This is a genomic window from Streptomyces lavendofoliae, from assembly GCF_014649735.1.
GTDB lineage: Bacteria > Actinomycetota > Actinomycetes > Streptomycetales > Streptomycetaceae > Streptomyces > Streptomyces lavendofoliae.
The window spans coordinates 179,697-204,565 of the sequence record NZ_BMTP01000002.1 but is presented as its reverse complement, the minus strand read 5'-3'; the positions used below and the strand labels follow the sequence as shown (position 1 = coordinate 204,565).

The following is a 24,869-nucleotide window of genomic DNA, read 5'->3' as shown; positions in this document are numbered from 1 at the left end:
GCCCCGCGCCGGGACACAGCCGTGCGGCCGGCCACCGGCCCTCACAGGCCCCGCGCGCCGCGCCGGCCGCGTCCGGGTCACCCGCCGGGGTGCGCGGCGGTGTCCTTCGCGGACCACTCCTCCCGCGTCAGCGCGTACTCCACGTCCCCGTGCTCGGACCCCTCGATGACCTCCGGCCACTTCTCGAAGAACGTCCGGACGTACGTCAGCCCGCACTTCTCCATCACGCGCCGCGAACCCGCGTTGACCGTCATCGTCCGGGCCACCACCCGCCGCACGCCCAGCTCGCCGAAGCCCTTCGCGATCAGCGCGCGGGAGCCCTCGGTCGCGTACCCCCGGCCCCACGCCGATCGACGCAGCCGGTAGCCGAGCTCCACCGTGCCCTCCTCGCCCGTCGGCTCCAGCGAGAACCAGCCCAGCCACTCGCCGCCGCCACGCTCCACCGCGGCCCAGAACCCCGGCCCCCTCAGCCGCCGCAGCGCTCCCGTCCGCACCTCCTCGCGCGACACGGGCCGGCCGCCGTTGATGTACCGCATGACCCACGGGTCGTCGTCGAGGGCCAGCACCTCGTCCAGGTCGTCCTCCCCGACCGTACGCAGCACCAGGCGGGGCGTCTCCAGCAGCACACTCATGGCACCGGATCCTCACCCGGCGCACCGCCGCCCCGCAACGGGGTACCGGCGTGTGGCCGGACGGCGCCCGGGTAGGCGCACCCGATGAGCACGAGCACTGCCAGGGCCGTACGAGCCGGCCGCCGGACCGTCGACATCCACCGCCCCGACAAGGTGCTCTTCCCCGGGGTCGGGATCACCGAGGCGGATCTCGCCGACTACCACCGGTCCGTCGAGCCCCACGTGCTTCCGCACCTGCGCGGCAGGCCGCTGATGCTCGAACGGCGCGCCGTCGGCCCCTACTCCGTACGCGCCAGGCCGGGCGGCCCCGTCGCCACGCCACTGCGCTGACCCGGCGCCGGGCGGGGGCCAAGGGTTTGCGGATCCGAGTCACGGCAACCAGGAGAGCGAGGCACTCATGGCGAACACATCAGAGAACACAGAGAACGCAGAGACCACAGAGAACCAGAAGGACACCAGCGCCCGGGCGACAAGCGCCCGGGCACAACAACAGCCCCGGGAACAGTCACAGAGCCCCATGCAGGTGTTGCGCGGCGCATGCGCCCAGCTCGCCGAACTCACCGGCATGGAAGCCGAGTCGGTGTCGTCGTTCGAACGCACCGAGGACGGCTGGACGCTGAACGTCGAGGTGCTCGAACTGGCGCGTGTCCCCGACACGATGAGCCTGCTCGCCTCGTACGAGGTCGAACTCGACGCGAACGGTGAGCTCAGCGGCTACCGGCGCGTCCGCCGCTACGAGCGCGGCAGGTCCGACCGTTCCTAGGGAGGGAGGCACCCCACCATGACCGTAGTTCCGGCACAGCAGAGCGGCGGCGGCAGCAGCGGCCTCTACGACGTCCTCGAACTCGTCCTGGACCGCGGACTCGTCATCGACGCGTTCGTCCGCGTGTCCCTGGTCGGCATCGAGATCCTGAAGATCGACGTGCGGGTCGTCGTCGCGAGCGTCGACACCTACCTCCGTTTCGCCGAGGCGTGCAACCGCCTCGACCTGGAGGCCGGGCCCCGCAAGAACCCCGGACTGCCCGACCTGGTCGGCGAGGTGACCGAGTCCGGCGCCCGCGGCAAGTCCAAGGGGGCGCTCTCCGGCGCCGCCGAAACCATCTCGGACGCCCTCAAGGGCTCGTCCAGCGGCTCGACCGGCCGCACGTCGTCCCGTAAGAAGGAGGAGACGGAGTGAGCACGTACGTCTACGGGATCGCGCGGAGCTCACATCCCGGCCTGCCCGAGAAGATGGGCGGCATCGGTGACCCGCCGCAGCCCGTCCGCGTCCTCAAGCACGGCGCCCTCGCCGTGCTCGTCAGCGACGCGCCCGAGGACCTCAGGCCCAAGCGGCGCGATCTGATGGCACATCAGAACGTCCTCGCCGAGGCGGGCGCGGCCGGCGCGGTCCTGCCCATGCGGTTCGGCGGCGTCTCGCCCGACGACGACGCCGTCCTCGCCGTCCTCGGCGACCGCGAGGAGCACTACCTGGAGCGGCTGCGCGCCCTCGACGACAAGGTCGAGTACAACGTGAAGGCCAGCCACGACGAGGAAGCCGTCCTGCACCGGGTGCTCGCCGACAACCCCGAGCTGCGCAAGCTCAGCGAGGCCAACCGCGCGGCGGGCGGCGGCACCTACGAACAGAAGCTGGCCCTCGGCGAGCGTGTCGCTGCCGCCGTCCAGCAGCGCGAGGCGAGCGACGCGGTGCTCCTCCAGCAGGCGCTGGAGGCCGAGGCCGCCGACGTCCGGCCCGGCCCCGAGAGCGGCGGCTGGCTGGCCAACATCTCGTTCCTGGTCGAGCGGGACCGCGCCGACGGCTTTGTCGCCGCGATCGACAAGCTCCAGCAGGCACACCACCACCTGGCGCTCCAGGTGAACGGCCCGCTGCCGCCGTACAGCTTCGTCGAGTAGAACGAGGGAGGGACCGAGCATGGGCCTGCTGGGAGAACTGCTGCTGCTGCCGGCTGCGCCCCTGCGCGGCACCGCCTGGGTGTTGCGCCAGGTGGTGGCGGAGGCGGAGCGGCAGTACTACGACCCCGCCGCCGTACAGCGCGAACTCTCCCGCCTCAACCGGATGCTGGAGGCGGGAGAGATCGACGAAGAGGAATTCGACCGCCGGGAGGACGAGCTCCTCGACCGCCTGGAGAAGGGCCCCGGACAGACATGAGCACCCCACGCCCCAGCGGCCTGCCCAGCCCTTACGCCTCGGAAGGCAGCAGCGCCAACCTCGCCGACATCCTGGAACGCGTCCTCGACAAGGGCGTCGTCATCGCCGGCGACATCAAGATCAACCTGTTGGACATCGAGCTGCTCACCATCAAACTGCGCCTCGTCGTCGCGTCCGTCGACCGCGCCAAGGAGATGGGCATCGACTGGTGGGAGAGCGACCCGGCGCTCTCCACCCGCGCCAGGAGCGACGAACTCGCGCGTGAGAACGCCGACCTGCAGCGCCGGATCGCCGAACTGGAGGGACGCACCGCATGAGCACCACCGACCGGCTGCGTTACGTCTACGCCGTCACGCGACCGTTCGAAGGCGTCCTGCCCGAAGGGGCCCACGGCATCGGCGGCGAACCGCCCCGGCTGCTGCGCCACGGCGATCTGGTCGCCGTCGTCGGCGCGGTCCCGCCCGAGGACTTCGACGAGGCGCCCCTGCGCGCCCGATTGGAGGACCTCGACTGGCTGGCCGACACCGCGCGCGCCCACGACGCCGTGATCGCCGCCATCTCCACCGTGACCTGCCCCCTCCCGCTGCGGCTAGCGACCGTGTGCCGCGACGACAGCGGCGTGCGACGCCTCCTGGAGGACGGCCACGACCGCTTCGTACGGGCGCTGGAACGGCTGGACGGCCGGGTCGAGTGGGGCGTCAAGGTGTACGCGGAGCCCCAGGCCGCCGAGGAGGCCGAGCCGGAGGCACCCGCGAGCGGGACGACCGGCCGGGACTACCTGCGCCGGCGGCTCCACGCCCGCCGCAGCCGCGACGGCGACTGGCAGCGGGCCGACGCCCTGTGCCGCCGGCTGCACGCCGAGCTGTCGCGGTACGCCGAGGCCGGCACCGTCCACCGCCCCCAGGACGCGCGGCTGTCCGGGGCGCCCGGCGTCAACGTGCTCAACGCCGCCTACCTGGTCGACCGCACGCGCAGCGAGCGGTTCGTCGAGCTGGTGGAGGCGGCGTCCGAGCCGGGCGTGCGCGTCGAGCTGACCGGGCCCTGGGCTCCGTACTCCTTCGCCGGCATCGCCGACGAGGACGCCCCGGCGCCCGGGGAGGCCCCGGCGGCGACGGCGGACGCCCCCGCGCCCCAGGAGGCCGGCCGATGACCGTCCCCGTGACACGTGCCGCTCCTGAGCCCCTGGCCGAGCGCCGGATCGCCCTGGTCGACCTGCTGGACCGGCTCCTCGCGGGCGGCGTTGTGCTCAGTGGCGACCTGACCCTGCGGATAGCCGACGTCGACCTCGTACGCGTCGACCTCAAGGCCCTCATCAGCTCCGTCAGCGAGGACGTCCCCTCGCCCTGGGGACCGGCCGGGGAGGTGCGCCTGTGACCGCGTCGTCGCGCCGCAAGGTGGAACTCGACCCCGACACCGTCGAACGCGACCTCGCGCGGCTCGTCCTGACCGTCGTGGAACTGCTGCGTCAGCTCATGGAGCGGCAGGCGCTGCGGCGGGTCGAGGGCGGCGACCTCACCGAGGAGCAGGAGGAGCGGATCGGCCTCACGCTGATGCTGCTGGAGGACCGCATGGACCTCCTGCGGACGCGGTTCGGACTCGAACCGGAGGACCTCAACCTCGACCTCGGACCGCTGGGCCCCCTCCTGTAGGTCCCGGGGCACGCCCACCCGTACGACCGGGGGAACTTCGTGCGCGTCGCCCCCTCAGCGCCACACCCGTGCGGCCGGATCAGCCGATCATCACTCCTGTGGTCGCAGTCCACGCCGCACGGCCCCGGCGATGAGGGAAAGGCCCCGACAATGCCCGTCGTCAACAGAGCAGGACGCCATGTGCTCACCGGCGCGGTGTGCGCCGGGCTGCTGCTCGCGGGATGTGCCGCTCCCCGTACGGCCGCACCCGGCCCGGGCCCGTCCGGCGGGGCGAGCAGGACGGCGTCGGCCGACCAGGCCCACGGAGCGCCCCGGCTGATCGCGCCCGCCGAGATCCCCGGCCTCGGCCCCGCCACCCGCTCGCGCGTCCCGGCGAACAGCACCCAGGCCCTCGTCGTCAAGGGCGACGGACCGCACTCCCACCAGTCGACCGCCGTGCTGTACGAGCGCGATCCGGCGGCCGGGTGGAAGGCGGTCAGCCAGCCCTGGCCCGCGCACAACGCGCTGCGCGGCTGGACGGCCCACCACCGCGCCGGGGACCTGCGCTCGCCCATCGGGGTGTACGCCCTCGGTGACGCGGGGGGACGCCTCCCCGATCCCGGCACGCGGCTGCCCTACGACCGCAGCGAGGAGTTCAACATGCCCGGCACGGGCTTCCTGGGCGAACCGTTGGAGGGCTCCTTCGACCATGTGGTGGCCATCGACTACAACCGCGTCCCGGGCACCTCGCCCCTGAACAAGGTCCGCCCCCTCGGTGCCGCCATGGGCGGCGGGGTGTGGATCCACGTCGACCACGGCGGGCCCACCCGCGCCTGCGTCTCCCTGCGGCGGGACGACATGCGGCAGCTGCTGCTCGCCCTGGACCCGGCGAAGCACCCCGTCATCGTGATGGGAGACGCCGGCACCCTCGGCCGGTGAGGGCCCGGGTGACCGGGCCGGTGACGAAGCCGGTGACCGGGCCGCCGACCGGGCCGGACACGATCGGGGCGCGGGGTGGTCGGCGGGACCAGCTCAGGAGGCCGGCGCGGGCCGGTAGACCGTCAGCGCCTCGTCCTTCTTGTCGATGAACAGCTCCGGCGGGGCGTCCGTCACCTCGCCGTCGTACGCCAGGGGCGTCCCCGGCGCCAGGCCCGAGACCCGCACCCGGCGCAGCCGTTCGGCGGCGTGCACCGGCGAGCGGCTCAGCGGGCCGGCGAGCGCGGCGGCCAGCAGCCGCAGTCCGGGCAGCCGTCCCGCGTGCACCACGCGGACGTCGAGCATGCCGTCCGCCAGGTCGTGGCGGCGGCCCGGAGTGGGCCCCATGCGCCGGTAGACGCAGTTCCCGGCGAACAGCAGCCACAGGGGCCGCCGCCGCCCGTGCACCTCGGCCTCCAGCGGATGCTCACCGCGCAGCACCCGCAGCGAGGCCAGCACACCGGCCGGCCAGCCGCCGATCCGGGGCGACCAGCGCTCCCGCAGCCGCACCAGCTCGGGGTACACGCCCAGGCTGAAGGTGTTCACGAAGTACCCGTGCGGCGCGCCGTCCGGGCCGGGGGAGAAGCGCCCCAGGTCGACGCGGACCGCGTCGCCCGCGGCCAGGGCGCGGCAGGCGTCCTGGACCGACTCGATGCCCAGGTCGTACGCGAAGTGATTGAGCGTTCCGCCCGGGAACACCGCGAGCGGCAGGCCGTACCGCGCGGCCACCGCCGCGGCCCGGTTGACCGTGCCGTCGCCGCCCAGCACGCCCAGCGCCCGGTACCGCCCGGAGGCGGCCACCTTCTCCAGCACCTGCGGTATGTCACCCGGCTCGCACTCCAGCACCTCCGCGTCCGGCAGCGCGTCCCGCACCTGGGCGGTCGTGTCACCGGTGCCCGAGGCCCGGTTGGCGACCACCACCAGCTCGGCACCGCCCGGCAGGACGGGCGCGTCGGTGTGCGGGCGCCCCGGGACGGGCAGCTGGGACCGGGTCGGCACGACGCCGCGCACGGCGAAGGCGGCGCCCACGCCGAGCGCGGCGCCGACGAGCACGTCGCCGGGGTAGTGGACGCCCGTGTACACGCGGGACAGCGCCACGGCGGCGGCGACCGGCGCCACCGCCGCGCCCCAGCCCCGGGACTCCATCAGGACGCCCGTCGCGAAGGCGGCGGCCGAGGCGGAGTGGCCGGACGGGAACGACGTGGTGAACGGCTGCTTCTTCAACCGCCGCACCACCGGCACGGCGTCCAGCACCGGCCGGGCGCGCCGCACGGCCCGCTTGCCCACGGTGTTGATGGCCGCGGACGCCACCGCCAGCGACGCCACGCCGCGGACGGCGGCCCGCCGCGACCGCGCGCCGCGTCCGACGACGGCCATGCCGGCCGCCGCGCCGAACCACAGCAGCCCGTGGTTCGCCGTGTGGCTCAGCCGGGGCAGCACCTGGTCGCCCCCGGGCCAGTGCCGGGCAGCGACCCGGTGGAAGACCTCGCGGTCCCAGGCACTGAGACGGGCGGTCACCCGGTCGCGGACGTGTGCGGCCGGCCGTACACCGTAGAAATCGGACATGCCCGGCGCGTACCCCCTCAGCGCGCCGCCCACGCGTCGGGCCCGCCCATGACAGCCGCCGGGGTGTACCCGGCGCACCCGAGGAGTCCCCGCCCCGCGCGGGGTGCCGAGGGGCGCCCGGCACCCCGACGGCCGCGCCGGTCCCTCGTGTGGCGGCCGTCGTCGCGGCCGGGGAGAGTGGACCCGGTGACAGCAGCGGACCGACGGAGGTGAGCCCGGTGCCGAACCCCCATGTGCCCAGCACGCTCCTCGCCCGGCACGGCGAGGCGCTCGACCTGTTCGGCGCGCGGGTGCACGCCGTCCGCGCCGATCAGTGGGACGCCCCCACCCCGTGCACCGAATGGACGGTGCGCGACCTGGTGAACCACCTGACCGCCGAGCAGCTCTGGGTGCCGCCGCTGGTCCAAGAGCGGCGGACCGTCGAGCAGGTCGGCGACGCCTACGAGGGCGACGTCCTCGGTGACGACCCGGTCGGGGCGTGGGACCTGGCCGCCGCGCGGTCGCGCGACGCGTTCCTGGAGAAGGGGGCCCTGGACCGTACGGCGCACCTGTCGTCCGGCCCGACACCGGTCCCCGCGTACTGCTCGCAGATGATCGCCGACCTGGTGGTCCACGCCTGGGACCTGTCCCGGGCGATCGGCGCCGACGAGCGGTTGCCCCGGGACCTGGTCGACTTCGCCGTCCGGGAGGTCTCCCCGTACGCCGACAGCCTGGCCGACAGCGGCCTGTTCGCCCCGCCGGTCGACCCCCCGCGTGGCGCCGACGAGCAGACCAGGCTGCTGGCGATGGTCGGGCGCGAGGCGTGAGGTGACGACGGCGGGGGCGCACGACGAGGCTCCTCGTCCGCCGCGCGGGACGAGGAGCCGGCCCGGGTTCCGGGCGTCCTGAGGGGCCCGGGTACCGGGCGTCCGGCGGATCAGCCGTCCGCGACCTTGGCGAACTCCGCCGTGAACGCCTCGCAGAACGCCTTGAGGTCGTCCGGCTTGCGACTGGTGATCAGGGTGCCGGGCCCCGCCTCGCACACCTTCACCTGCTCGTCCACCCACTCGCCGCCGGCGTTGCGGATGTCGGTCCGCAGACTCGGCCACGAGGTGAGCGTACGGCCGCGCAGCACATCGGCCTCCACCAGCGTCCACGGGCCGTGGCAGATCGACGCGACCGGCTTGCCCGCCTCGAAGAAGTCCCGCACGAACGCGACGGCCTTCTCGTCCATCCGCAGGAAGTCGGGGTTGGCGACGCCGCCGGGAAGCACCAGGGCGCCGTAGTCACCGGCCGAGGTGTCGGCGACGGCCCGGTCGACCGGGAAGGTGTCCGCCTTGTCCAGGTGGTTGAACGCCTGGATCTCACCCGGCTCGGTGGAGACGAGCACGGGCGTGTGGCCGGCGTCCTTCACCGCCTGCCAGGGGTCGGTCAGCTCTACCTGCTCGACGCCTTCGGGCGCCACGAGAAACGCGATCTGCACAGTGGTTCCTTTCTGGCTGTCACTACGTGCCGGGCACCGGTGTCCGGCTCCGCCCGGCGAGGCCGAATGCGGGGCTACGCCGGATGCGGCGGCCGCTCCAGTGCCACGGCCACCTCCTGAACGCTCCGGTAGGTGCCGTCGCCCGGCAGCGCCGCCACCCGCTCGACGAGCGGATCCGGCGCGTGCCGCTCCCTGAGCATGCGCAGCAGGTCGCCGCGGTGCGCCGGGAACGGCGTACGCGCCAGGTGCCGGCCCAGCTCCAGTCGCAGGGCCTCGAACGGGTCGGTGTGGCCCCGGGGCGGCGCCAGCTCCGGGTCGTCCTCGGCCACCGGCTCCGGGTCGTGCCACTCCTCGGTCCGCGTCGGGTGGCCGGACCTGAGCAGCCCCTTGAGCTGGTGCTTCATCTCGTCGTCCTGGCGGCGGCTGAGCCGGTCACTGCCTCGCTGCATGGAGCCCTCCACGTCTTGCGTGTGCGGTCGCCGGGCGGGTACCCGACGGGGCCGGGGCAAACCAGGGTTTGGGGACGGCGAAGCGGGGGACTCGCGGGTGCGGCCCGAGCGGCCAAGGGGTGACAGGGAAAAGGTCTTCGGGCGCGGACGGCGGTACGCGCCCGAAGACCGGCGCGTGCTCCGAGGGCGGGGCTCTCCGGCGCCCGGGCTTCCCCGATCGGCTGCGCCGCGCCACGCGCGCGTGGGCCTCTCGATCCGCCGTGAACCGAACCCGTCGCGCCCGCGCGGTGTCCCGGGCCCGCGCCACGCCCGCGTGGGCTCCTCGACCCGTCCGCGCCCCGGCCCGTACGCGTCCAGGGGCGGGCCGCGAGTCGGATCCGCGACGTGCCCCGCGCCGCTCACCGGCCCGGGGCCGCGGCCACCGCCCGCGGGGGCTCACCGGTTCCCGCGCGTGACGTTTCCCGGTCGTGGGTTTGCCGCCTGTCGCGCGGGTGACCCGGCCCCCGACGGAAGGACCGGGTCCATGGGAACACTGTCCGTACTGGTTCCCCTGCTGCTGCCGCTCGCGATGCTCGGCATCGTGATGGCGATGGGGCGCTACGAGGAGTTCGTGCTGCCCGCGCCGGGGACGGACGCCGACGCGGGGGACGCCGATGACGGCGGCGACGGCGGCACCGTCACGACTTCCCGCCCGGCAGGAACTCCTGCACCTTCGCCTTCAGCCCCTGCTTCACGACCGCGCCACGCGCGGCGTCGCCCTTGGCGAGCGCGGCGACGGTCGACTCCAGCTGCTGCCAGGTCGCATGCGGCGGGATCGGCGGCACGGAAGGGTCGGTGACGAACTCGACGACCGCCGGGCCGTCCGCCGCCAGGGCCATCCGCCAGGCGGTCTCCACCTCGTCGGGCTTCTCCACCCGCAGCCCGGTCAGCCCGATGGACTCGGCGAACAGGGCGTAGGGCACGTCCGGCAGCTCCTGGGACGGCAGGAAGGACGGGGCGTTCCCCATGGCGCGCAGCTCCCAGGTCACCTGGTTGAGGTCCCGGTTGTTCCAGACGCCGATGACCAGGCGCGGATCGTCCCACTGGTGACGGTACTTGGCGGCGGTGACCAGTTCCGCCAGGCCGTTCATCTGCATCGCCCCGTCCCCGACCAGCGCCACCACCGGCCGGTCCGGGTGGGCGAACTTCGCGCCGATCGCGTACGGCACCGCGCACCCCATCGTGGCCAGCGTCCCGGACAGCGAGCCGCGCATGTCACCACGCATCGCGATGTGCCGCGCGTACCAGTTGGCGACCGACCCGGAGTCGCACGTCAGCAGGGTGCGGTCCGGCAGGAGCGGCGACAGGGCCCGCGCCACGTGCTCCGGGTTCAGCGGGTCGGCCGACACGCCCGCCCGCCGTTCCATGACCTCCTCCCAGCGGAGCACCGACTTCTCGATCTTCTCCCGCCAGCCGCGCCTGCGGTTCCGGCGCAGGAGCGGGATCAGGCGGCGCAACGTGGCGCGGGCGTCGCCGATGAGGTTCACCTCGTACGGGTAGCGCATCCCGGCCATGTGCGGGTCGAGGTCGATCTGCACGGCCCGCGCCTGGCCGAACTCCGGCAGGAACTGGCTGTAGGGGAAGCTGGAGCCGATCGTCAGCAGCGTGTCGCAGCCCTGCATCAGCTCCCAGGACGGCCGGGTGCCCAGCAGCCCGATCGAGCCGGTGACGTAGGGGAGTTCGTCGGACAGCACGTCCTTGCCGAGCAGCGCCTTGGCGACACCGGCGCCCAGCAGCTCGGCGACCTCCTCCACCTCCGCACGGGCCGCCGCAGCGCCCTGACCGATCAGAAGGGCCGGTTTCTCACCGGAGTTCAGCACCTCGGCGGCCCGCTCCAGCGCGTCGTCCGCGGGCACCGCCGTCCAGGCGCTGCGGTCCAGGCTGGAGGGCACCATCTTGAACTCATGGGTGGGCGGGGTGTACTCGAGCTCCTGCACGTCGCCCGGCACGATCACCACGGTCGGGCAGCGGCGCGCGTACGCCGTGCGGATGGCCCGGTCCAGGACGTTCGGGAGCTGTTCGGGGACGTTCACGGTGGCGATGAAGTCGGAGGCGACGTCCTTGAACAGCGAGTGGAGGTCGACCTCCTGCTGGTAGGAGCCGCCCATGGCGCTGCGGTGCGTCTGGCCGACGATCGCGACCACCGGCACGTGGTCGAGCTTCGCGTCGTACAGCCCGTTCAGCAAGTGGATGGCCCCCGGCCCCGAGGTCGCCACGCACACCCCGAGCCGGTGGCCGAACTTCGCGTACCCGACCGCCTCCAGCGCGGCCATCTCCTCGTGCCGGGCCTGGATGAAGCGGGGCTGGTTCTCGGCGCGGCCCCAGGCGGCGATCAGCCCGTTGATCCCGTCACCCGGATAGCCGAACACGCACTCGACGTCCCAGTCGCGCAGCCGCGCGAGAATCTGATCGGCGACATCCTTGCTCATCTGCGGTCCTCCCGGCCTGGCACACGGTGGCCACCCTTTGGTGGCGACGCTGCGTCGTGGCGGCACTGGCCCGGGTACCGCGGCCTCGAAGAGCGGAAACGCCGGATCGCGGCCAGCATGGAATCAGGAGTTTGCCGGGTCGGACCCCGGGCAGGCGCATCTCGTGCTTCGGACCGGAGGCACGTCCGTAGGAGCGGCGACCCGTTCCGGGCGTGTCTCCTGCCCGGGGAAAGGAGCTCTCCTCGGGGTGACAGAGCCAACCGTCAGCACCGTTCAGGGAGCTGAAAAGCAATGCGAACCCTCGCTCACACGAAGCATCCGCACGATGACGCCCCCGACACCGCCGAGGCGTTCCAGCGCCTGGCCACCCTGCCGGAGGGCGAGGAACGGGAAGCCGTCCGGCAGGACATCGTCCGGGCCTGGCTTCCCATGGCGGACCGGCTGGCCGGCCGGTTCCGCAACCGGGGCGAGTCCCTGGAGGACCTCAAGCAGGTAGCCGCTCTCGGCCTGGTCAAGGCGGTGGACCGGTACGACCCGGAGCGCGGCGCGGCCTTCGAGAGCTTCGCCGTGCCCACCATCACCGGCGAGATCAAGCGCCACTTCCGCGACCACATGTGGACGCTCCACGTGCCGCGTCGCGTGCAGGACCTGCGAGGCCGCGTCCGCGCCGCCTACCAGGAGCTCTCGCACACGGTCGGAGGCCGCGCTCCCACCGTGTCCGAGATCGCCGAGAAGGCGGGCATGACCGAGGAGGAGGCGATGGCCGGGCTGGAGGCCCTGGACAGCTTCACCGCCCTCTCCCTGGACGCCGAGCTGCCCGGCACCGAGGACGGGTACACGCTGGTCGACGCCCTCGGCGGCCCGGACCCGGCCCTCGACGTGGTCATCGACCGCGAGGCGGTCAAGCCACGCCTGCGCAGCCTGCCGGAACGGGAACAGAAGATCCTCTACATGCGGTTCTTCCGTGACATGACCCAGAGCCGTATCGCCGAGGACCTCGGCATCTCGCAGATGCACGTGTCCCGGCTGATCAGCCGGTGCTGCAGCCAGATGCGGGAGGACATCATGCGGGACGCCGCCGCCTAGCGGGTGCCCGGGTGCCCCGTGGCGGGCACCCCACCGGCGGCCCCGCCCCCCGGCCACCGGGAACGTCACCGGCGCACCCGCACGCGCCGGCCCCGGCCGCACCACGACGGAGGCGCCCGAGGCGTCCGAGCCGCACGCCAGGACGCCCTCGGGCCGCACCCGCGAGGGGACCGCCCGCCCCCGTCCGGCGGCGCCCCGCGCCGGGCTTCCCGGAGCACACCGCACGGCACACCGTCCATCGCACGTCCGCGCCTCCGTGACCGCCTGCGCGCGCCTCCGTGGCCGCCCGCGCGCCCCCGCCGGGCCGGCGGTGCACCGGCCGGGGCGCTCCGGAGCGGCGGTCGGCGAGGAACCTCCGTATAAAGGGCTGTAGGGCTGGGCACATGTCCCCGGACCACCAGCGGCGGAGCGAGAGCGGCGGAGGTGAGGGCGTGCGGCAGCCGGACACGAAGGGGCGCGGCCCCGTGCGCTACGGGCCGCCCGCGCCCGAACCCGGCCTGCCCGTGCTTCCCGAGCTGGCCGCCGTGCTCGCGGCGGCCGCCGACCGCACCGAACCCGAGCCGCCCGGCGGCGGCGCCGTGCTGCGCGACGCGGCCTGCGGCTACTGGTGGCGGCGCGGCCTGCGCTGCCACCCGGACGACGTCGCCGCCGCCCCCGGCGCCCAGTCGCTGCTGTCCGCCCTGATGGCCGCCCACGGCGGCGACGTCCTCATGCCCCGGCCCTGCCCCGCCTGGTGGACCCCGCAGGCCAGGCTGCTGGGCCGGCCGGCGTACCACGTGCCGACGCCCGCCGAATGCGGCGGCGTACCGGACCCGTTCGCGCTCCTGGAGACCGTACGGCGCGTCCGTGCCGAGGGCGGCCGTCCGGCGGTCCTGCTGCTCTCCGTGGCCGACGACCCCACGGCGACCGTCGCCCCGCCCGAGGTGGTGCGCGAGGCGTGCGAGGCGGCCGTCGGCGAGGGCCTGCACATCATCAGCGACGAGACCTGGCGCGACACCGTGCACGAGCCGCACGACACCGTCCTCGTCAGCCCCGCCGAGATGTGCCCCGACGACGTCACCGTCCTGTGCGACCTCGCCGGCGCCCTGGCCCCTGCCGCCTGGCCGGCCGCGATCGCCCGCTTCCCGCCCGCCGGGCCGCGCCCCGACCGCCGCGCCCGCACCCTGGACCGGCTCGCCGCCCTCGGCGCCCGGGTCGCCGCCCCCGTGGCCGCCGCCGCCGCGCACGCGCTGGACGAGCCGGCGCCGGTCACCGCGCGCGCGGTGGCGTGCGCCGCCCTGCACGCGCGCGTGGCGGCGTCCGCGCACCACGCGCTGCTGACCGCCGGGGCGCTCGCCCTCCCGCCCCGGGCGGGACGGCACCTGTACGCCGACCTCGGTCCGCTGCGCGCCCGCCTCGCCGACCGGGGCGTGACCGACTCCATGGAGCTGGAGGAGTACCTGACGGACCGCCTGGGGGTCCCCGTACCCGGCGGACACCGGTTCGGCGACGAACTCGGCGCCCTGCGGGTACGCCTCGCGACCTGGCCCCTGCTCGGAGCGACCCCCGAGGAGCGCACCGAGTCCCTCGCGGCGGCGGACCCGCTGGAGTCGCCCCCCGTGGCGGAGGCGTTGGAAAGGTTCGGTTCCGCGTTCCACGAACTCGCGGGGACCACGGTGAACGGAGCTGGCAGATGACGGAACGGACGGCACCCACCGAGCAGCCCGCCCAGGGCCCCACCGAGCAGCCGGGCCAGGGCCGCGCCCAGGGCCCCACCGAGCAGCCCGCCCAGGGCCGCGCCCACGCCGCGCCCACCGGGCGCCCCCCGGGTGGCGCCCCACGCCCGCTGGGCCAGGTCCGCACCTGGCCGCGCTCCTTCGCCGACCGGCTGACCGCCCCGCTCCCCGGCGTCCGGGCCATGGCGCGACTCGCCCGCGAGGGAGCGGTCCGCCCGAGCGCCGAGGGGCTCCGCGACGTCCCGCACCTGCCGTTCGCCCCGGAGCCCATGCCCGCCGTGGGGCCGGACGCCGTCGCCGTCACCTGGGCCGGCCACGCCAGCTGGGTCGTCCGGATCGGCGGCCTGACCGTCCTCACCGACCCGGTCTGGTCCCGCCGCATCCTCGGCACACCCGCCCGCATCACACCGGTCGGCGTCCGGTGGGAGGACGTGCCGCCCGTCGACGCCGTCGTCATCAGCCACAACCACTACGACCACCTCGACGCCCCCACGCTGCGGCGGCTGCCCCGCGACACCCCCGTCCTCGTCCCCGCCGGGCTCGGCCGCTGGTTCCGCCGCCGCCGCTTCACCCGCGTCACCGAACTCGACTGGTGGGAGAGCGCCGAAGTGCGCGGCGTCCGCCTCCACTTCGTCCCGTCCCACCACTGGTCCAAGCGGACCCTCACCGACACCTGCCGCTCGCTGTGGGGAGGCTGGGTGCTCGCCGGACCGCACGGGCACCGCGTGTACTTCGCGGGCGACACCGGCTACGGGCACTGGTTCGGGGAGATCGGTCGCCGCCATCCCGGCATCGACCTCGCCCTGCTGCCCATCGGCGCCTACGAGCCCCGCTGGTGGCTGCGCGACGTTCACACCGACCCTGAGGAGGCCGTCCAGGCGTTCCAGGACCTCGGCGCGCGGATCATGGCGCCCATGCACTGGGCCACGTTCGTCCTGTCCTCCGAGCCGGTCATGGAGCCCCTCACCCGCCTCCGCGCCGCCTGGGAGAAGGCCGGCCTGCCCCGCGACCGCCTGTGGGACCTCCCGGTCGGCGCCTCGCGCGTCCTTCAGGGGCGCCACGACCCGTAGGGCCGCGCGCCCCGCCCGTGAGCGCGCGCCCGCCGCGTGAGTCCGCGCCCGCCGGTGTCAGGCCCGCACCCGCCGCCACACCGACGGCACCGCTCCGACCAGCACCGTCAGCACCACCGCCGCCAGGACGCCCTGCCACGGACGGGAGAACAGGGAGCCGCCCAGGACACCGATCAGCTGGTACGTCACCGCCCACGCCAGGCACGCCGGGAGGTTGCCGCGGACGAAACGGCGCAGCGGCATCCGTGCCAGCAGGCACGCCAGCATCACCGGGATCCGCCCCGCCGGAACCAGCCGGGACAGCACCAGGACCGACACCCGGTGCTCCCGCAGCTTGGCCTGCGCCTGCTCCAGCCGGTCCGGTGCCGCCCGCCTCCGCAGCGCCTCCAGCCACCGCGAGCCGTGCTCCGAGTGCACCCCGCGCCGCCCCAGCCAGTACAACCCCACGTCGCCGACGAACGCCGCGCCCGCCGCCAGGACGAAGACCACCAGCGGGGCGACCGGCGACGTCTGATGGAACGCCACCACCGTCGCCGAGCTGACGATCGCGCCCGTCGGAATCACCGGCACCAGCGCCCCCAGCGCCACCAGCAGGAAGAGCGCCGGATAGCCGACCGCGTGCTGGGTCGACTCCGGCAGCCCACCCACCATCGATTCGATCACCCGGACACCTCCGGCCGGACGCTCTCGCCGTGCGCCGGCCGGTGCACCACCACCCCGGGCGCCAGCCGCGCCGCGTGGCGCGCGAACTCGTCACCCGGCGCGTGAAACTCGTGCGGCCGGACCCCGTCCAGCCCGATCGGCCAGTACGTGCCGTAGTGCACGGGAACGGCCGCGCGCGGTGCCAGCTCGGCCAGCGCCCGGGCCGCCCGCGCCGCGTCCATATGGCCGTGCCCCAGGAACGGCCCCCACCCGCCGACCGGCAGCAGCGCCACATCCACCTCGCCCACGGCCTCCGCCATCCCGTCGAACAGTCCGGTGTCCCCGGCGAAGTACGTCCGCGCCGCACCGCTGATCACATACCCGAGCGCGGGCGAGCGATGCGGCCCCACCGGCAGCCGCCGCCCGTCGTGGTGCGCCGGCACCGCCCGCACCACCAGCTCCTCCACCTTCACCTCGTCCCCGGCGGCCACCTCGGTGACCGGATACCCGCCCGCCGCCGCCAGCCTCCGCAGCCCCGGCACCGCGCGGACCGCCCCGCGCGGCACGACGAGCCGGGTGCCCGGGGCGAGCCGGGCCAGCGACGGCAGGTGCAGGTGGTCGGAGTGCAGGTGCGACACCAGCACCACCTCCGCCCGCGCGGCGGCCGGCGGGGGCAGCGCGCCCCGCCGCCGCCGCAGATGGGCGAAACGGCGCGCGAACAACGGATCGGTCAGCACCCGCACCCCCGAGTCCTGCACCGTACAAGTGGCATGACCCCACCACGTGACTTCCACCGGCACGCCCGCCCTCCTCGCTCCCGCACAGCCCGTACGAGTTCTTACGAGCGTAAATGCGCGCCTCCTCGCCCGGAGATGATCGGAGTAGGGTCGGCGGCATGGACGACGTACGCGTGGCGGCGATCGCGAGCCTGACGCCGCTCGAGGAGCTCGACAGCGACCCCTTCCTGGTCGACACCCGCAGCCAGCACGCCATGTGCGACCGGTGGGCGGCCGGCAGGGGCTACGTCGTCAGCCGGCAGCTGCTGTTCTACGGGATGCGGCCCGACCACCGGATGCTGTGGGCCGATGTCGAGGCGGGGGCGGTCGACCTGTTCGTGGTCCCCAACGAGCGGGTCCTGGCCCGGGCGCTGACGTCGGCGCGGGACTTCACGGCCGAGTGCGCGCGCCGCGGCGTACGGCTGGAGACGGCGGGCCTGGACGAACCGGCGTACGACGCCGGGATGAAGGCCCAGGTGCACCGCCGGCTCTCCATGCCGACGGCGGGCTACGACGGCTGCTGAGCCGGGGCGGGAGCGGACGGACGTGGTCCAGGCACGGTGGCGTACGGCGGGCGGTGCCCTGCTGCGGGTCGTCGTGGTGTGGGCGGTGTCCACCCTCACGCTGCTGGCGCTCGCCGGGATCCTGCCCGACTTCCAGCTCCAGTCCGACGACGGCGACAGCATCACCCGGACCGCGGTCACCGCCGCCTGGGGCGCCGGGGTGTTCGGCCTGCTGAGCGCCCTGGTGTGGCCGCTGGCCGTCCGCGCCCTGCTGCTCGTCCCCGCCCTGGTCCTGGGGTTCCTCGCCTTCTTCCTCAACGGCTCGCTGCTGCTGTTCGCGCTGTGGCTCATCCCCGACGGGCGCGGCGAGGCCGCCCCGGAGAACGCCGTCGTGGTCGCCGCCGTGATGTCGGCCGTCGCGTCCGCCACCTCCACCGCCCTCGCCGTAGGCGACGACAACGCCTACCGGAGCCGCCTGTACCGGCTGGCCGGCCGCCGCCGGGCCAAGCCCCCGGCGCTCGGGCCCGCCAGCCCGCCCGGCACGGTGTTCCTCCAGCTCGACGGCGTCGGGCACCGGGTGCTGCGGGACGCCGTGGCCGACGGGGTGATGCCCACCGTCGCCGCCTGGCTCGCCACCACCCACCGCCTCACCTCCTGGCGCACCGACTGGTCCAGCCAGACCGGCGCCAGCCAGCTCGCCATCCTGCACGGCACCAACCACGACGTACCGGCCTTCCGCTGGTACGAGAAGGACACCGGCCGGCTCATGGTCAGCAACCGGCCCGCCTGCGCCGCCGAGCTCCAGCACCGCGCGATAGAGCGCACCGGCGACGGCGGGCTGCTCACCCTGGACGGCGCCAGCCGCGGCAACCTGTTCAGCGGCGGCGCCGACCAACTGGCCCTGGTGCTGTCCGTCTCGGCCCGCCGGGGCCGCCGCAACCGCTCCCGGGCCGGGTACGTCGCCTACTTCCGCGACCCCGCCAACGCCGTCCGCACGGCCCTCTCCTTTCTCGCCGAAGTGGGCCGCGAGATCGGCGAGTCCACCCGGTCGCGGATCCGGGGCGACCGCCCCCGCGTCGGCCGCGGCGGGCTGTACCCCTTCATCCGCGCCTTCGCGACCGTCGTCGAGCGGGACGTGGTCGTCGCCGCCGTCATGGGCGACATGCTGGCCGGCCGCACCGCCGTGTACGCCGACCTCGTCGGGTACGACGAGGTCGCCCACCACTCCGGGCCGCACGGCCGGGACGCCCTCAAGGTGCTCGAACGCCTCGACCGCTCCCTCGCCCTGATCGCCAAGGTGGCCGAACACGCCCCGCGCCCGTACCGCGTCGTGCTCCTGTCGGACCACGGGCAGAGCCCCGGCGAGACCTTCGAGTCCGCGTACGGGCTGACGCTGCGGGACCTGGTCCGGGCCGGCTGCGGACTGCCCGTACCGCGGCGCGCCCGGCACGCCCCGAGCGGCGCCGAGGCGCGCGGCGCGCTGCGCAGCGCGGTGCACCTGCCGGTGGAGGAGGGGCGGGAGGAGCGCCCGGCCCGCACCTCCGACCCGGTCGTGCTGGCCTCCGGGAACCTGGGCCTGATCTCGTTCCCGGACGTGCGCTACCGCATGTCGCGGGAGGAGATCGACCGCCGCCACCCCGCCCTGCTGCGCACCCTCGCCGACCATCCGGGCATCGGCTTCCTGCTGGTGCGCAGCGAGCGGCACGGCTCGGTGGTGCTCGGCCCCGGCGGGTTCGAGACCCCGGTCGACGACCTCACCGACGACGGCCCGCTCGCGGCCTTCGGCCCCGGGGCCGCCGACGCCGTACGGCGCACCGACTCCTTCCCGCACGCCGCGGACATCATGGTCAACTCGACGTACGACCCGCGGACCGGCACCGTGCACGCCTTCGAGGAGCAGATCGGCTCGCACGGCGGGCTGGGCGGCGAGCAGTCGGAGGCGTTCCTGCTGTTCCCGCGCACCGTCTCCGCACCGGTCGAGGACGGTGACCGGCTGGTGGGCGCCGAGGCGGTGCACCGGGTCCTGCGGCGCTGGCTGCGGGAGAGCCAGGGACCGCAGGTGCCCGTGCAGGAAGTCCCGTCACGCCCTCAACCGGAAGAAGCATTTCCGGTTGCCGACCGCGTCGCACCGGACAAACGCGGGTGATTTGGTGCAGCGTTCGCCGTACCTGACCATGTTCAGGTTTGTACGGCGAAAGGCGCACCACCCCCCATGACCAGCATCCCCCCGATCACCGACCCCACCCCCGACGAGCGGTCCAGGCACGCCCGCAGCTTCGGACTGCCCATCGCGACCGCCCTGGTCATGGGCAACATCATCGGCGGCGGGATCTTCCTGCTCCCCGCGTCGGTCGCCCCCTACGGCACCATCAGCCTCGTCGCGTTCGCCGTCCTGACCGCCGGCGCCATCGCCCTCGCGCTGGTCTTCGGGCGCCTCGCCCGGCGACACCCCCTCACCGGCGGCCCCTACATCTACGCCCGCGAGGCCTTCGGCGACTTCGCCGGCTTCCTCTCGGCCTGGTCGTACTGGATCACCACCTGGGTCTCCAACGCGGCCCTCGCCGTCGCCGCCGTCGGCTACCTCGACGTCCTCGTCCCCGTGCAGGACTCCAGGACCGCCACCATCGCCGCGGCGCTCGCGCTCCAGTGGCTGCCCGCCCTCGCCAACCTCGCCGGGACCCGGTACGTAGGCGCCGTCCAGCTCGTCGCGACCGTCCTGAAGTTCGTCCCGCTGCTCCTGGTGGCCGTCGGCGGCCTGTTCTTCTTCGACTCCGCCAACCTCGGGCCCTTCCAGGCGAGCGAGTCGGGCGCCGTCGGCGCGGTCTCCGCGTCCGCCGCCATCCTGCTCTTCAGCTATCTGGGCGTGGAGTCCGCGGCGGTCAGCGCCGGCGAGGTCCGCGACCCCGAGCGCAACGTCGGGCGCGCCACCATCCTCGGCACGCTCGGCGCCGCCGTCGTCTACCTGCTGGGCACCCTCTCGGTCTTCGGGCTCGTCGCCCACGACCGGCTCGTCGAGTCCGGCGCCCCCTTCTCCGCCGCCGTCAACACCATGTTCGGCGGGACCTGGGGCGGCACCGCCGTCGCCTGCATGGCCGTCGTCTCCATGATCGGCGCCCTCAACGGCTGGACCCTGCTGAGCGCCCAGACCCCGTACGCGGCGGCCAAGGACGGCCTGTTCCCGCAGGTGTTCACCCACAAGCGGCGCGGCGTCCCCACGTACGGCGTCCTCGTCACCGTGGTCCTCGCCTCCCTGCTGACCGTCTACAACTACACGGCCGGCTCCGAGGGCGTGTTCGAGATCCTGGTCCTCGTCACCACCTTCACCGCCACGGTGCCCTACCTGCTGTCGACGGCCGCGCAGATCTACTTCCTGGCCTCCGGCCGCGGCGACCGGGTCCACCGTCCGCGCCTCGTGCGCGACGCCGTCCTCGCGGTCGTCGCCTTCGCGTTCTCCATGTGGCTGGTCGCCGGTTCCGGCTACGCGGCGGTCTACCAGGGCGTGCTGTTCCTCTTCGCCGGCGTGCTGGTCTACGCCTGGATGTCGGCCCGCAAGCAGCGGGGGTAGGCGCCCCGGGGGGCGGCACGTCCCGGCGGCTCACCGGAACGGGGAGGCGGCCGGCGCCGCCCGGGCCCGGCTCCGCCGAACGAGCGGTTCTGGCGCCCTAGCGGCACAAGGCGGCCGGCCACGGGCAAAGGAACGCCCATGACCAGCACGCCCCGGTTCGTCGCCACCGCTCGCCGGGCCGTGCTGGTCGCCCTCCTGGTGCTGGCCGCCCTCTTCGGGGCGGCGGCCGGGACCGCGGCGCCCGCCGGCGCCGAACCACGTCCGGTCGCCCCGGCGGCGCCCGACCCGGACCTGACGGAGGCCGAGGGGGCCGTCCCGCACCGCGCGGACCGCCGCCACCGGCGCGCCCTCCGTCCCCCGGCGGCGGCCCTCCGCCCCGGCCGGCGCCCGGCGGCGACCCAGCCCGCCGCGCCGCCCCTCCTCACGGCCCACCCGGCGGTACGCGCCGTCCGGTGCGTGGTCCTGCGCTGCTGAGCGGTACGCCCCGCCCGCGCGGCCCGACCACGTCACCGACCAGGAGGACAGCCATGCCCATCGACCCCTTCGCGGCCCTGAACGCCCTGATCCGCGCCGAAGCGACCCGCACCGCGGAACCGGACACCTCCCCGGCCGCCGACCCTGAGACCGCGTCCCGCACATCCGAGGAGGACGAGAAGTAGCGGGCGCCCCGGGAGGCGAAGCCACCCGCGCCCCGGCGGGCGGGCGGGAGCAGCGTCCCCCGCCCGCCGGGCCAGGGGTCACCGCCGGCGTGGGCGCCGCTCGCCGGGCCACGGGGCCATCGCCGGTCCGCGTACCGCCCCGCCGCTCGCGCCGTCCGTCCCGGCTCGCCCCTCCCCGTACGGGGCGCGTCCGTCACCCGCCCGGGGCCGACAGCCCCCGCGCCGCTGCCGCCAGGGCGCTCAGGACCGGGCGGATCAGCGGGTGCTCCTCCGCGCCGCGCCGCACCGCCGCGAACACCCGCCGGAACGCCGCCGGGCCCGCGACCGGGCGCACCACCACGTCCTTGAGCTCGATGCCCCGCAGCGCCGAGCGCGGCACCAGGGCGACGCCCGCGCCCGCGCCCGCCAGGGCGACCACCGCGCGGAAGTCGTCCGATGAGTGCACGAGCCGGGGGTCGAAGCCGGCCAGCTCGCAGGCGAGCAGCACCATGTCGTGGCACGGGTTGCCCGGATAGGGCGCGATCCAGTCGGCGTCCGCGAGCGACGCGAGCCCCACCTCCGGCTCCTGCGCCAGCGCGTGCCCCGCGTGCAGCACCGCGTCGAACGGCTCCGCGTACAGCGGGACCCGCGCCAGCCGCCGGTCGCCCTCGCGCGGCGCGCCCCGGTACTCCACCGCCAGCGCCACGTCCGCCTCGCCGTCCAGGACCAGCGGCAGCGACTCGTCGCCCTCCGCGTCCTTCACCCGCACCCGGATGCCGGGGTGCGTCCCGGCCAGCCGCCCGATCGCGGGCGCCAGCACCTCGGCGATGCCGGTCGCGAACGCCGCGACAGTCACCTCCCCGGCGTTCCCGCCCGCGTACGCCGCGAGCTCCGCCTCCGCCCGCTCCAGCTGGGCCAGCACCTCGTTGGCGTGCTCCAGCAGGATCTCCCCGGCCGCCGTGAGCCGCACGCCCTTGCCGCTGCGGGTCAGCAGCACGTGACCCGTCTCCTGCTCCAGCGCGGCGAGCTGCTGCGAGACGGCGGACGGGGTCAGGTACAGCGCGGCGGCCGCGGCGGTCACCGTACGGTGGTCCGCCGCGGCCCGCAGGATGCGCAGCCGGCGGGGGTCGATCACCCTGCCATTGTCACCCGGCCGTCACCCGGCCATCGCCGCCCGGGCGTCGACGAACGCCGCCACCGCCCGCTCCACGTCCCGCGTCGAGTGCGCCGCGGACAGCTGCACCCGGATGCGGGCCTGCCCCATGGGCACCACCGGGTACGAGAAGCCGATCACGTACACGCCCCGCTCCAGCAGCAGCTCCGCCATCCGTCCGGCCTCGGCCGCGTCACCGATCATCACCGGGGCGATCGCGTGGTCGCCGGGCAGGATCTCGAAACCCGCCTCCGTCATCCTCGTACGGAACAGCTTGGTGTTGGCCACCAGCTTCTCCCGCAGGTCGCCGGCCGACTCCAGCAGGTCCAGGACCTTCAGCGACGCGGCGGCGATCACCGGGGCGAGGGAGTTGGAGAAGAGGTACGGGCGCGAACGCTGGCGCAGCAGCTCCACGATCTCCGCCCGCGCGGCGACGTAACCGCCGGACGCGCCGCCCAGCGCCTTGCCGAGCGTTCCGGTGATGATGTCGACCCGGTCCATCACCCCGTGCAGCTCCGGCGTGCCCCGGCCGCCGGGGCCGACGAAACCGACCGCGTGGGAGTCGTCGACCATGACCATGGCGTCGTACCGGTCGGCGAGGTCGCAGATCTCCGGCAGCGGCGCGACGTAGCCGTCCATGGAGAACACGCCGTCGGTGACGATGAGGCGCCGCCGGGCGTCCTGCGTCTCCTTGAGCTGCTTCTCCAGGTCGGCCATGTCACGGTTGGCGTACCGGTGGCGCCGCGCCTTGGACAGCCGGATGCCGTCGATGATCGAGGCGTGGTTGAGGGCGTCGGAGATCACCGCGTCCTCGGGACCGAGCAGCGTCTCGAAGACACCGCCGTTCGCGTCGAAGCAGGAGGAGTAGAGGATCGTGTCCTCCTGCCCGAGGAACGCCGACAGCCGCTGCTCCAGCTCCTTGTGCACGTCCTGCGTACCGCAGATGAACCGCACGGACGCCATGCCGTAGCCCCAGCGGTCCAGCGCCTCCTTCGCGGCGGCGACGACCTCGGGGTGGTCGGCGAGCCCCAGGTAGTTGTTCGCGCAGAAGTTCAGCACCTCACCGGAGGGGACGGAGACCTTCGCGCTCTGCGGGGTGCCGATGACCCGTTCCGGCTTGTAGAGGCCGGCGTCGCGGATCTCGTCGAGGGTGGCGCGCAGCTCGTCGCGGACGGACGCGTACATGAGGGGTACTCCTTAGGGTCACAACGAGGACGTGGCGGGCGGGTGCCGCGGGAGCGCCCGCGGCAGGCGCCCCGGAGGGGGCCGGCGCCCCGGCGGGGCCGGGGGAGGACCGAGCCGGGCCGGGGGAGGACCGAGCCGGACGTCTAAGCGGTCCAGTCCAGGATGATCTTGCCGCTGCGGGCGGTGGCCGCCTCGTCGAACGCGGCGTCGAAGTCCTGGTAGCCGTAGCTGCCCGTGATCACCGGGCCGAGGTCGAGACCGCCCTCCAGCAGCACGGTCATGGCGTACCACGTCTCGAACATCTCCCGGCCGTAGATGCCCTTGACCGTGATCATCGAGGTGACGATCTTCGACCAGTCGACGGCGAACTCCTCGGCGGGCAGGCCCAGCATCGCGATCCGGCCGCCGTGCGTCATGTTCGCGACCATGTCCCGCATGGCCTCCGGGCGGCCGGACATCTCCAGCCCGATGTCGAAGCCCTCGCGCAGCCCCAGCTGCCGCTGCGCCTCCGCGATGCTGGTCTCGGCCACGTTCACGGCGAGCGTCGCGCCCACCTTGCGGGCCAGCTCCAGCCGCGACTCGCTCACATCGGTGATCACCACGTTGCGCGCGCCCGCGTGGCGGGCGACCGCCGCGGCCATGATCCCGATCGGGCCCGCGCCGGTGATCAGGACGTCCTCGCCGACGAGCGGGAAGGACAGCGCGGTGTGCACGGCGTTGCCGAACGGGTCGAAGATCGCCGCCACGTCCAGGTCCACCTTCGTGCGGTGCACCCACACGTTGGACGCGGGCAGCGCGACGTACTCGGCGAACGCGCCGTCGCGCCCGACGCCCAGGCCCACCGTGGCCCGGCACAGGTGGCGCCGCCCCGCCAGGCAGTTGCGGCACTTGCCGCACACCAGGTGGCCCTCACCGCTGACCAGGTCGCCGACCGCGATGTCCGTGACGTCGGCACCGACGTGCGCCACCTCGCCGACGAACTCGTGCCCCAGCACCAGCGGCGTCGACACCGCCTGCCGCGCCCAGCCGTCCCAGGAGCGGATGTGCAGGTCCGTACCGCAGATGCCGGTGCGCAGCACCCGGATCAGCACGTCGCCGGGCCCGGTCTCGGGCTCCGGCACGTCCATGAGCCAGAGACCGGGCTCGGCCTTGTGCTTGACGAGTGCCTTCATCAGTGCGGCTCCAGGCGGGGGGGGGGGGGGGGGGGGGG

28 protein-coding genes and 1 pseudogene are annotated in these 24,869 nt (G+C 74.6%); 19 read left to right on the top strand and 10 right to left on the bottom strand.

Translation table 11 applies throughout. The features are described 5' to 3' along the window. Positions 1 to 77: 77 nt before the first annotated feature. A complete protein-coding gene (locus IE109_RS03820; protein WP_189549027.1) occupies positions 78 to 632 on the bottom strand; it encodes a GNAT family N-acetyltransferase in 555 nt (184 codons plus the stop codon). Between the two features lie 84 nt (positions 633 to 716). Between IE109_RS03820 and IE109_RS03815 the strand changes: the two are divergent. The 10 genes and pseudogenes from IE109_RS03815 to IE109_RS03770 all read left to right on the top strand — a co-directional run. Beyond that, positions 717 to 908, top strand: a pseudogene (locus tag IE109_RS03815) (non-homologous end-joining DNA ligase); the annotation flags it as partial. Between the two features lie 121 nt (positions 909 to 1,029). Continuing rightward, positions 1,030 to 1,395, top strand: a complete 366-nt coding sequence (locus IE109_RS03810) for a gas vesicle protein GvpO (RefSeq protein WP_189549025.1) — start codon at positions 1,030 to 1,032, stop codon at positions 1,393 to 1,395. An 18-nt stretch (positions 1,396 to 1,413) separates the two neighbouring features. Then, positions 1,414 to 1,809 (top strand): gas vesicle structural protein GvpA, encoded by a 396-nt coding sequence (locus IE109_RS03805; RefSeq protein ID WP_229890518.1) that lies wholly within the window; start codon positions 1,414 to 1,416, stop codon positions 1,807 to 1,809. Continuing rightward, complete coding sequence (locus IE109_RS03800; protein ID WP_189549023.1) at positions 1,806 to 2,522, top strand: GvpL/GvpF family gas vesicle protein; 717 nt, start codon at positions 1,806 to 1,808, stop codon at positions 2,520 to 2,522. The genes IE109_RS03805 and IE109_RS03800 overlap by 4 nt, the downstream gene beginning before the upstream one ends. A gap of 19 nt (positions 2,523 to 2,541) precedes the next feature. Next, positions 2,542 to 2,778 (top strand): gas vesicle protein GvpG, encoded by a 237-nt coding sequence (locus IE109_RS03795; RefSeq protein ID WP_189549022.1) that lies wholly within the window; start codon positions 2,542 to 2,544, stop codon positions 2,776 to 2,778. Further along, a complete protein-coding gene (locus IE109_RS03790; protein ID WP_189549020.1) occupies positions 2,775 to 3,095 on the top strand; it encodes a gas vesicle protein in 321 nt (106 codons plus the stop codon). Before IE109_RS03795 ends, IE109_RS03790 begins: the two co-directional genes overlap by 4 nt. After that, positions 3,092 to 3,928, top strand: a complete 837-nt coding sequence (locus IE109_RS03785) for a GvpL/GvpF family gas vesicle protein (RefSeq protein WP_189549018.1) — start codon at positions 3,092 to 3,094, stop codon at positions 3,926 to 3,928. The genes IE109_RS03790 and IE109_RS03785 overlap by 4 nt, the downstream gene beginning before the upstream one ends. Beyond that, a complete protein-coding gene (locus IE109_RS03780; protein ID WP_189549016.1) occupies positions 3,925 to 4,152 on the top strand; it encodes a gas vesicle protein in 228 nt (75 codons plus the stop codon). Before IE109_RS03785 ends, IE109_RS03780 begins: the two co-directional genes overlap by 4 nt. Continuing rightward, positions 4,149 to 4,427, top strand: coding sequence for a gas vesicle protein K (locus IE109_RS03775; RefSeq protein WP_189549014.1), 279 nt, complete (start codon positions 4,149 to 4,151; stop codon positions 4,425 to 4,427). The genes IE109_RS03780 and IE109_RS03775 overlap by 4 nt, the downstream gene beginning before the upstream one ends. Before the next feature lie 150 nt (positions 4,428 to 4,577). Further along, positions 4,578 to 5,345: a hypothetical protein gene (locus IE109_RS03770; protein WP_189549012.1), complete on the top strand. Its 768-nt coding sequence runs from the start codon at positions 4,578 to 4,580 to the stop codon at positions 5,343 to 5,345. 93 nt (positions 5,346 to 5,438) lie between these two features. Here IE109_RS03770 and IE109_RS03765 read toward each other — a convergent pair whose 3' ends face one another. After that, positions 5,439 to 6,947 (bottom strand): bifunctional phosphatase PAP2/diacylglycerol kinase family protein, encoded by a 1,509-nt coding sequence (locus IE109_RS03765; protein ID WP_189549010.1) that lies wholly within the window; start codon positions 6,945 to 6,947, stop codon positions 5,439 to 5,441. 218 nt (positions 6,948 to 7,165) lie between these two features. On the opposite strand from IE109_RS03765, the gene IE109_RS03760 reads away from it, so the two are divergent. Further along, entirely contained in the window at positions 7,166 to 7,753 is a 588-nt protein-coding gene (locus tag IE109_RS03760) for a TIGR03086 family metal-binding protein (protein WP_189549008.1), read from the top strand. 110 nt (positions 7,754 to 7,863) lie between these two features. On the opposite strand, the gene IE109_RS03755 is transcribed toward IE109_RS03760, so the two are convergent. The 3 genes from IE109_RS03755 to IE109_RS03745 all read right to left on the bottom strand — a co-directional run bounded on the left by IE109_RS03755 (position 7,864) and on the right by IE109_RS03745 (position 11,326). Continuing rightward, positions 7,864 to 8,409 (bottom strand): type 1 glutamine amidotransferase domain-containing protein, encoded by a 546-nt coding sequence (locus IE109_RS03755; protein WP_189549006.1) that lies wholly within the window; start codon positions 8,407 to 8,409, stop codon positions 7,864 to 7,866. 74 nt (positions 8,410 to 8,483) lie between these two features. After that, positions 8,484 to 8,858, bottom strand: coding sequence for a DUF2795 domain-containing protein (locus IE109_RS03750; protein ID WP_189549004.1), 375 nt, complete (start codon positions 8,856 to 8,858; stop codon positions 8,484 to 8,486). Positions 8,859 to 9,535: 677 nt separating this feature from the next. Further along, positions 9,536 to 11,326, bottom strand: coding sequence for a thiamine pyrophosphate-requiring protein (locus tag IE109_RS03745; RefSeq protein ID WP_189549002.1), 1,791 nt, complete (start codon positions 11,324 to 11,326; stop codon positions 9,536 to 9,538). A 291-nt stretch (positions 11,327 to 11,617) separates the two neighbouring features. On the opposite strand from IE109_RS03745, the gene IE109_RS03740 reads away from it, so the two are divergent. From IE109_RS03740 to IE109_RS03730, 3 genes are all read left to right on the top strand, one after another. Continuing rightward, positions 11,618 to 12,412 (top strand): RNA polymerase sigma factor SigF, encoded by a 795-nt coding sequence (locus tag IE109_RS03740; RefSeq protein WP_189549000.1) that lies wholly within the window; start codon positions 11,618 to 11,620, stop codon positions 12,410 to 12,412. A 383-nt stretch (positions 12,413 to 12,795) separates the two neighbouring features. After that, the gene (locus IE109_RS03735) at positions 12,796 to 14,088 is read left to right on the top strand and encodes an aminotransferase class I/II-fold pyridoxal phosphate-dependent enzyme (protein ID WP_189548998.1); all 1,293 of its coding nucleotides are present in this window, start codon (positions 12,796 to 12,798) and stop codon (positions 14,086 to 14,088) included. Continuing rightward, entirely contained in the window at positions 14,085 to 15,197 is a 1,113-nt protein-coding gene (locus IE109_RS03730; protein ID WP_189548997.1) for an MBL fold metallo-hydrolase, read from the top strand. The genes IE109_RS03735 and IE109_RS03730 overlap by 4 nt, the downstream gene beginning before the upstream one ends. A 57-nt stretch (positions 15,198 to 15,254) precedes the next feature. Here IE109_RS03730 and IE109_RS03725 read toward each other — a convergent pair whose 3' ends face one another. Together IE109_RS03725 and IE109_RS03720 are read right to left on the bottom strand one after the other, a co-directional pair. Continuing rightward, positions 15,255 to 15,848, bottom strand: coding sequence for a DedA family protein (locus IE109_RS03725; protein WP_189549601.1), 594 nt, complete (start codon positions 15,846 to 15,848; stop codon positions 15,255 to 15,257). Positions 15,849 to 15,856: 8 nt separating this feature from the next. Beyond that, positions 15,857 to 16,639 (bottom strand): MBL fold metallo-hydrolase, encoded by a 783-nt coding sequence (locus IE109_RS03720; RefSeq protein WP_189548996.1) that lies wholly within the window; start codon positions 16,637 to 16,639, stop codon positions 15,857 to 15,859. A gap of 95 nt (positions 16,640 to 16,734) precedes the next feature. Here IE109_RS03720 and IE109_RS03715 point away from each other — a divergent pair, with 95 nt between their 5' ends. The 5 genes from IE109_RS03715 (at position 16,735) to IE109_RS33675 (ending at position 21,342) form a co-directional block, all read left to right on the top strand. Continuing rightward, positions 16,735 to 17,139: a hypothetical protein gene (locus IE109_RS03715; protein WP_189548995.1), complete on the top strand. Its 405-nt coding sequence runs from the start codon at positions 16,735 to 16,737 to the stop codon at positions 17,137 to 17,139. 22 nt (positions 17,140 to 17,161) lie between these two features. After that, complete coding sequence (locus IE109_RS03710) at positions 17,162 to 19,264, top strand: phage holin family protein (protein WP_189548994.1); 2,103 nt, start codon at positions 17,162 to 17,164, stop codon at positions 19,262 to 19,264. A gap of 66 nt (positions 19,265 to 19,330) precedes the next feature. Continuing rightward, positions 19,331 to 20,683 (top strand): amino acid permease, encoded by a 1,353-nt coding sequence (locus IE109_RS03705; protein ID WP_189548993.1) that lies wholly within the window; start codon positions 19,331 to 19,333, stop codon positions 20,681 to 20,683. Between the two features lie 138 nt (positions 20,684 to 20,821). Then, positions 20,822 to 21,157: a hypothetical protein gene (locus IE109_RS03700; protein WP_189548992.1), complete on the top strand. Its 336-nt coding sequence runs from the start codon at positions 20,822 to 20,824 to the stop codon at positions 21,155 to 21,157. Positions 21,158 to 21,210: 53 nt separating this feature from the next. Further along, positions 21,211 to 21,342, top strand: coding sequence for a hypothetical protein (locus IE109_RS33675; protein ID WP_268251456.1), 132 nt, complete (start codon positions 21,211 to 21,213; stop codon positions 21,340 to 21,342). A gap of 193 nt (positions 21,343 to 21,535) precedes the next feature. Here IE109_RS33675 and IE109_RS03695 read toward each other — a convergent pair whose 3' ends face one another. The 3 genes from IE109_RS03695 to tdh form a co-directional block, all read right to left on the bottom strand. Continuing rightward, positions 21,536 to 22,456: a LysR family transcriptional regulator gene (locus IE109_RS03695; RefSeq protein WP_189548991.1), complete on the bottom strand. Its 921-nt coding sequence runs from the start codon at positions 22,454 to 22,456 to the stop codon at positions 21,536 to 21,538. Between the two features lie 21 nt (positions 22,457 to 22,477). Next, the gene (locus IE109_RS03690; RefSeq protein ID WP_189548990.1) at positions 22,478 to 23,659 is read right to left on the bottom strand and encodes a glycine C-acetyltransferase; all 1,182 of its coding nucleotides are present in this window, start codon (positions 23,657 to 23,659) and stop codon (positions 22,478 to 22,480) included. Positions 23,660 to 23,802: 143 nt separating this feature from the next. Beyond that, on the bottom strand, positions 23,803 to 24,831 hold the full coding sequence (gene tdh / locus IE109_RS03685; protein ID WP_189548989.1) for an L-threonine 3-dehydrogenase: 1,029 nt from the start codon (positions 24,829 to 24,831) through the stop codon (positions 23,803 to 23,805). Between the last annotated feature and the right edge of the window lie 38 nt (positions 24,832 to 24,869).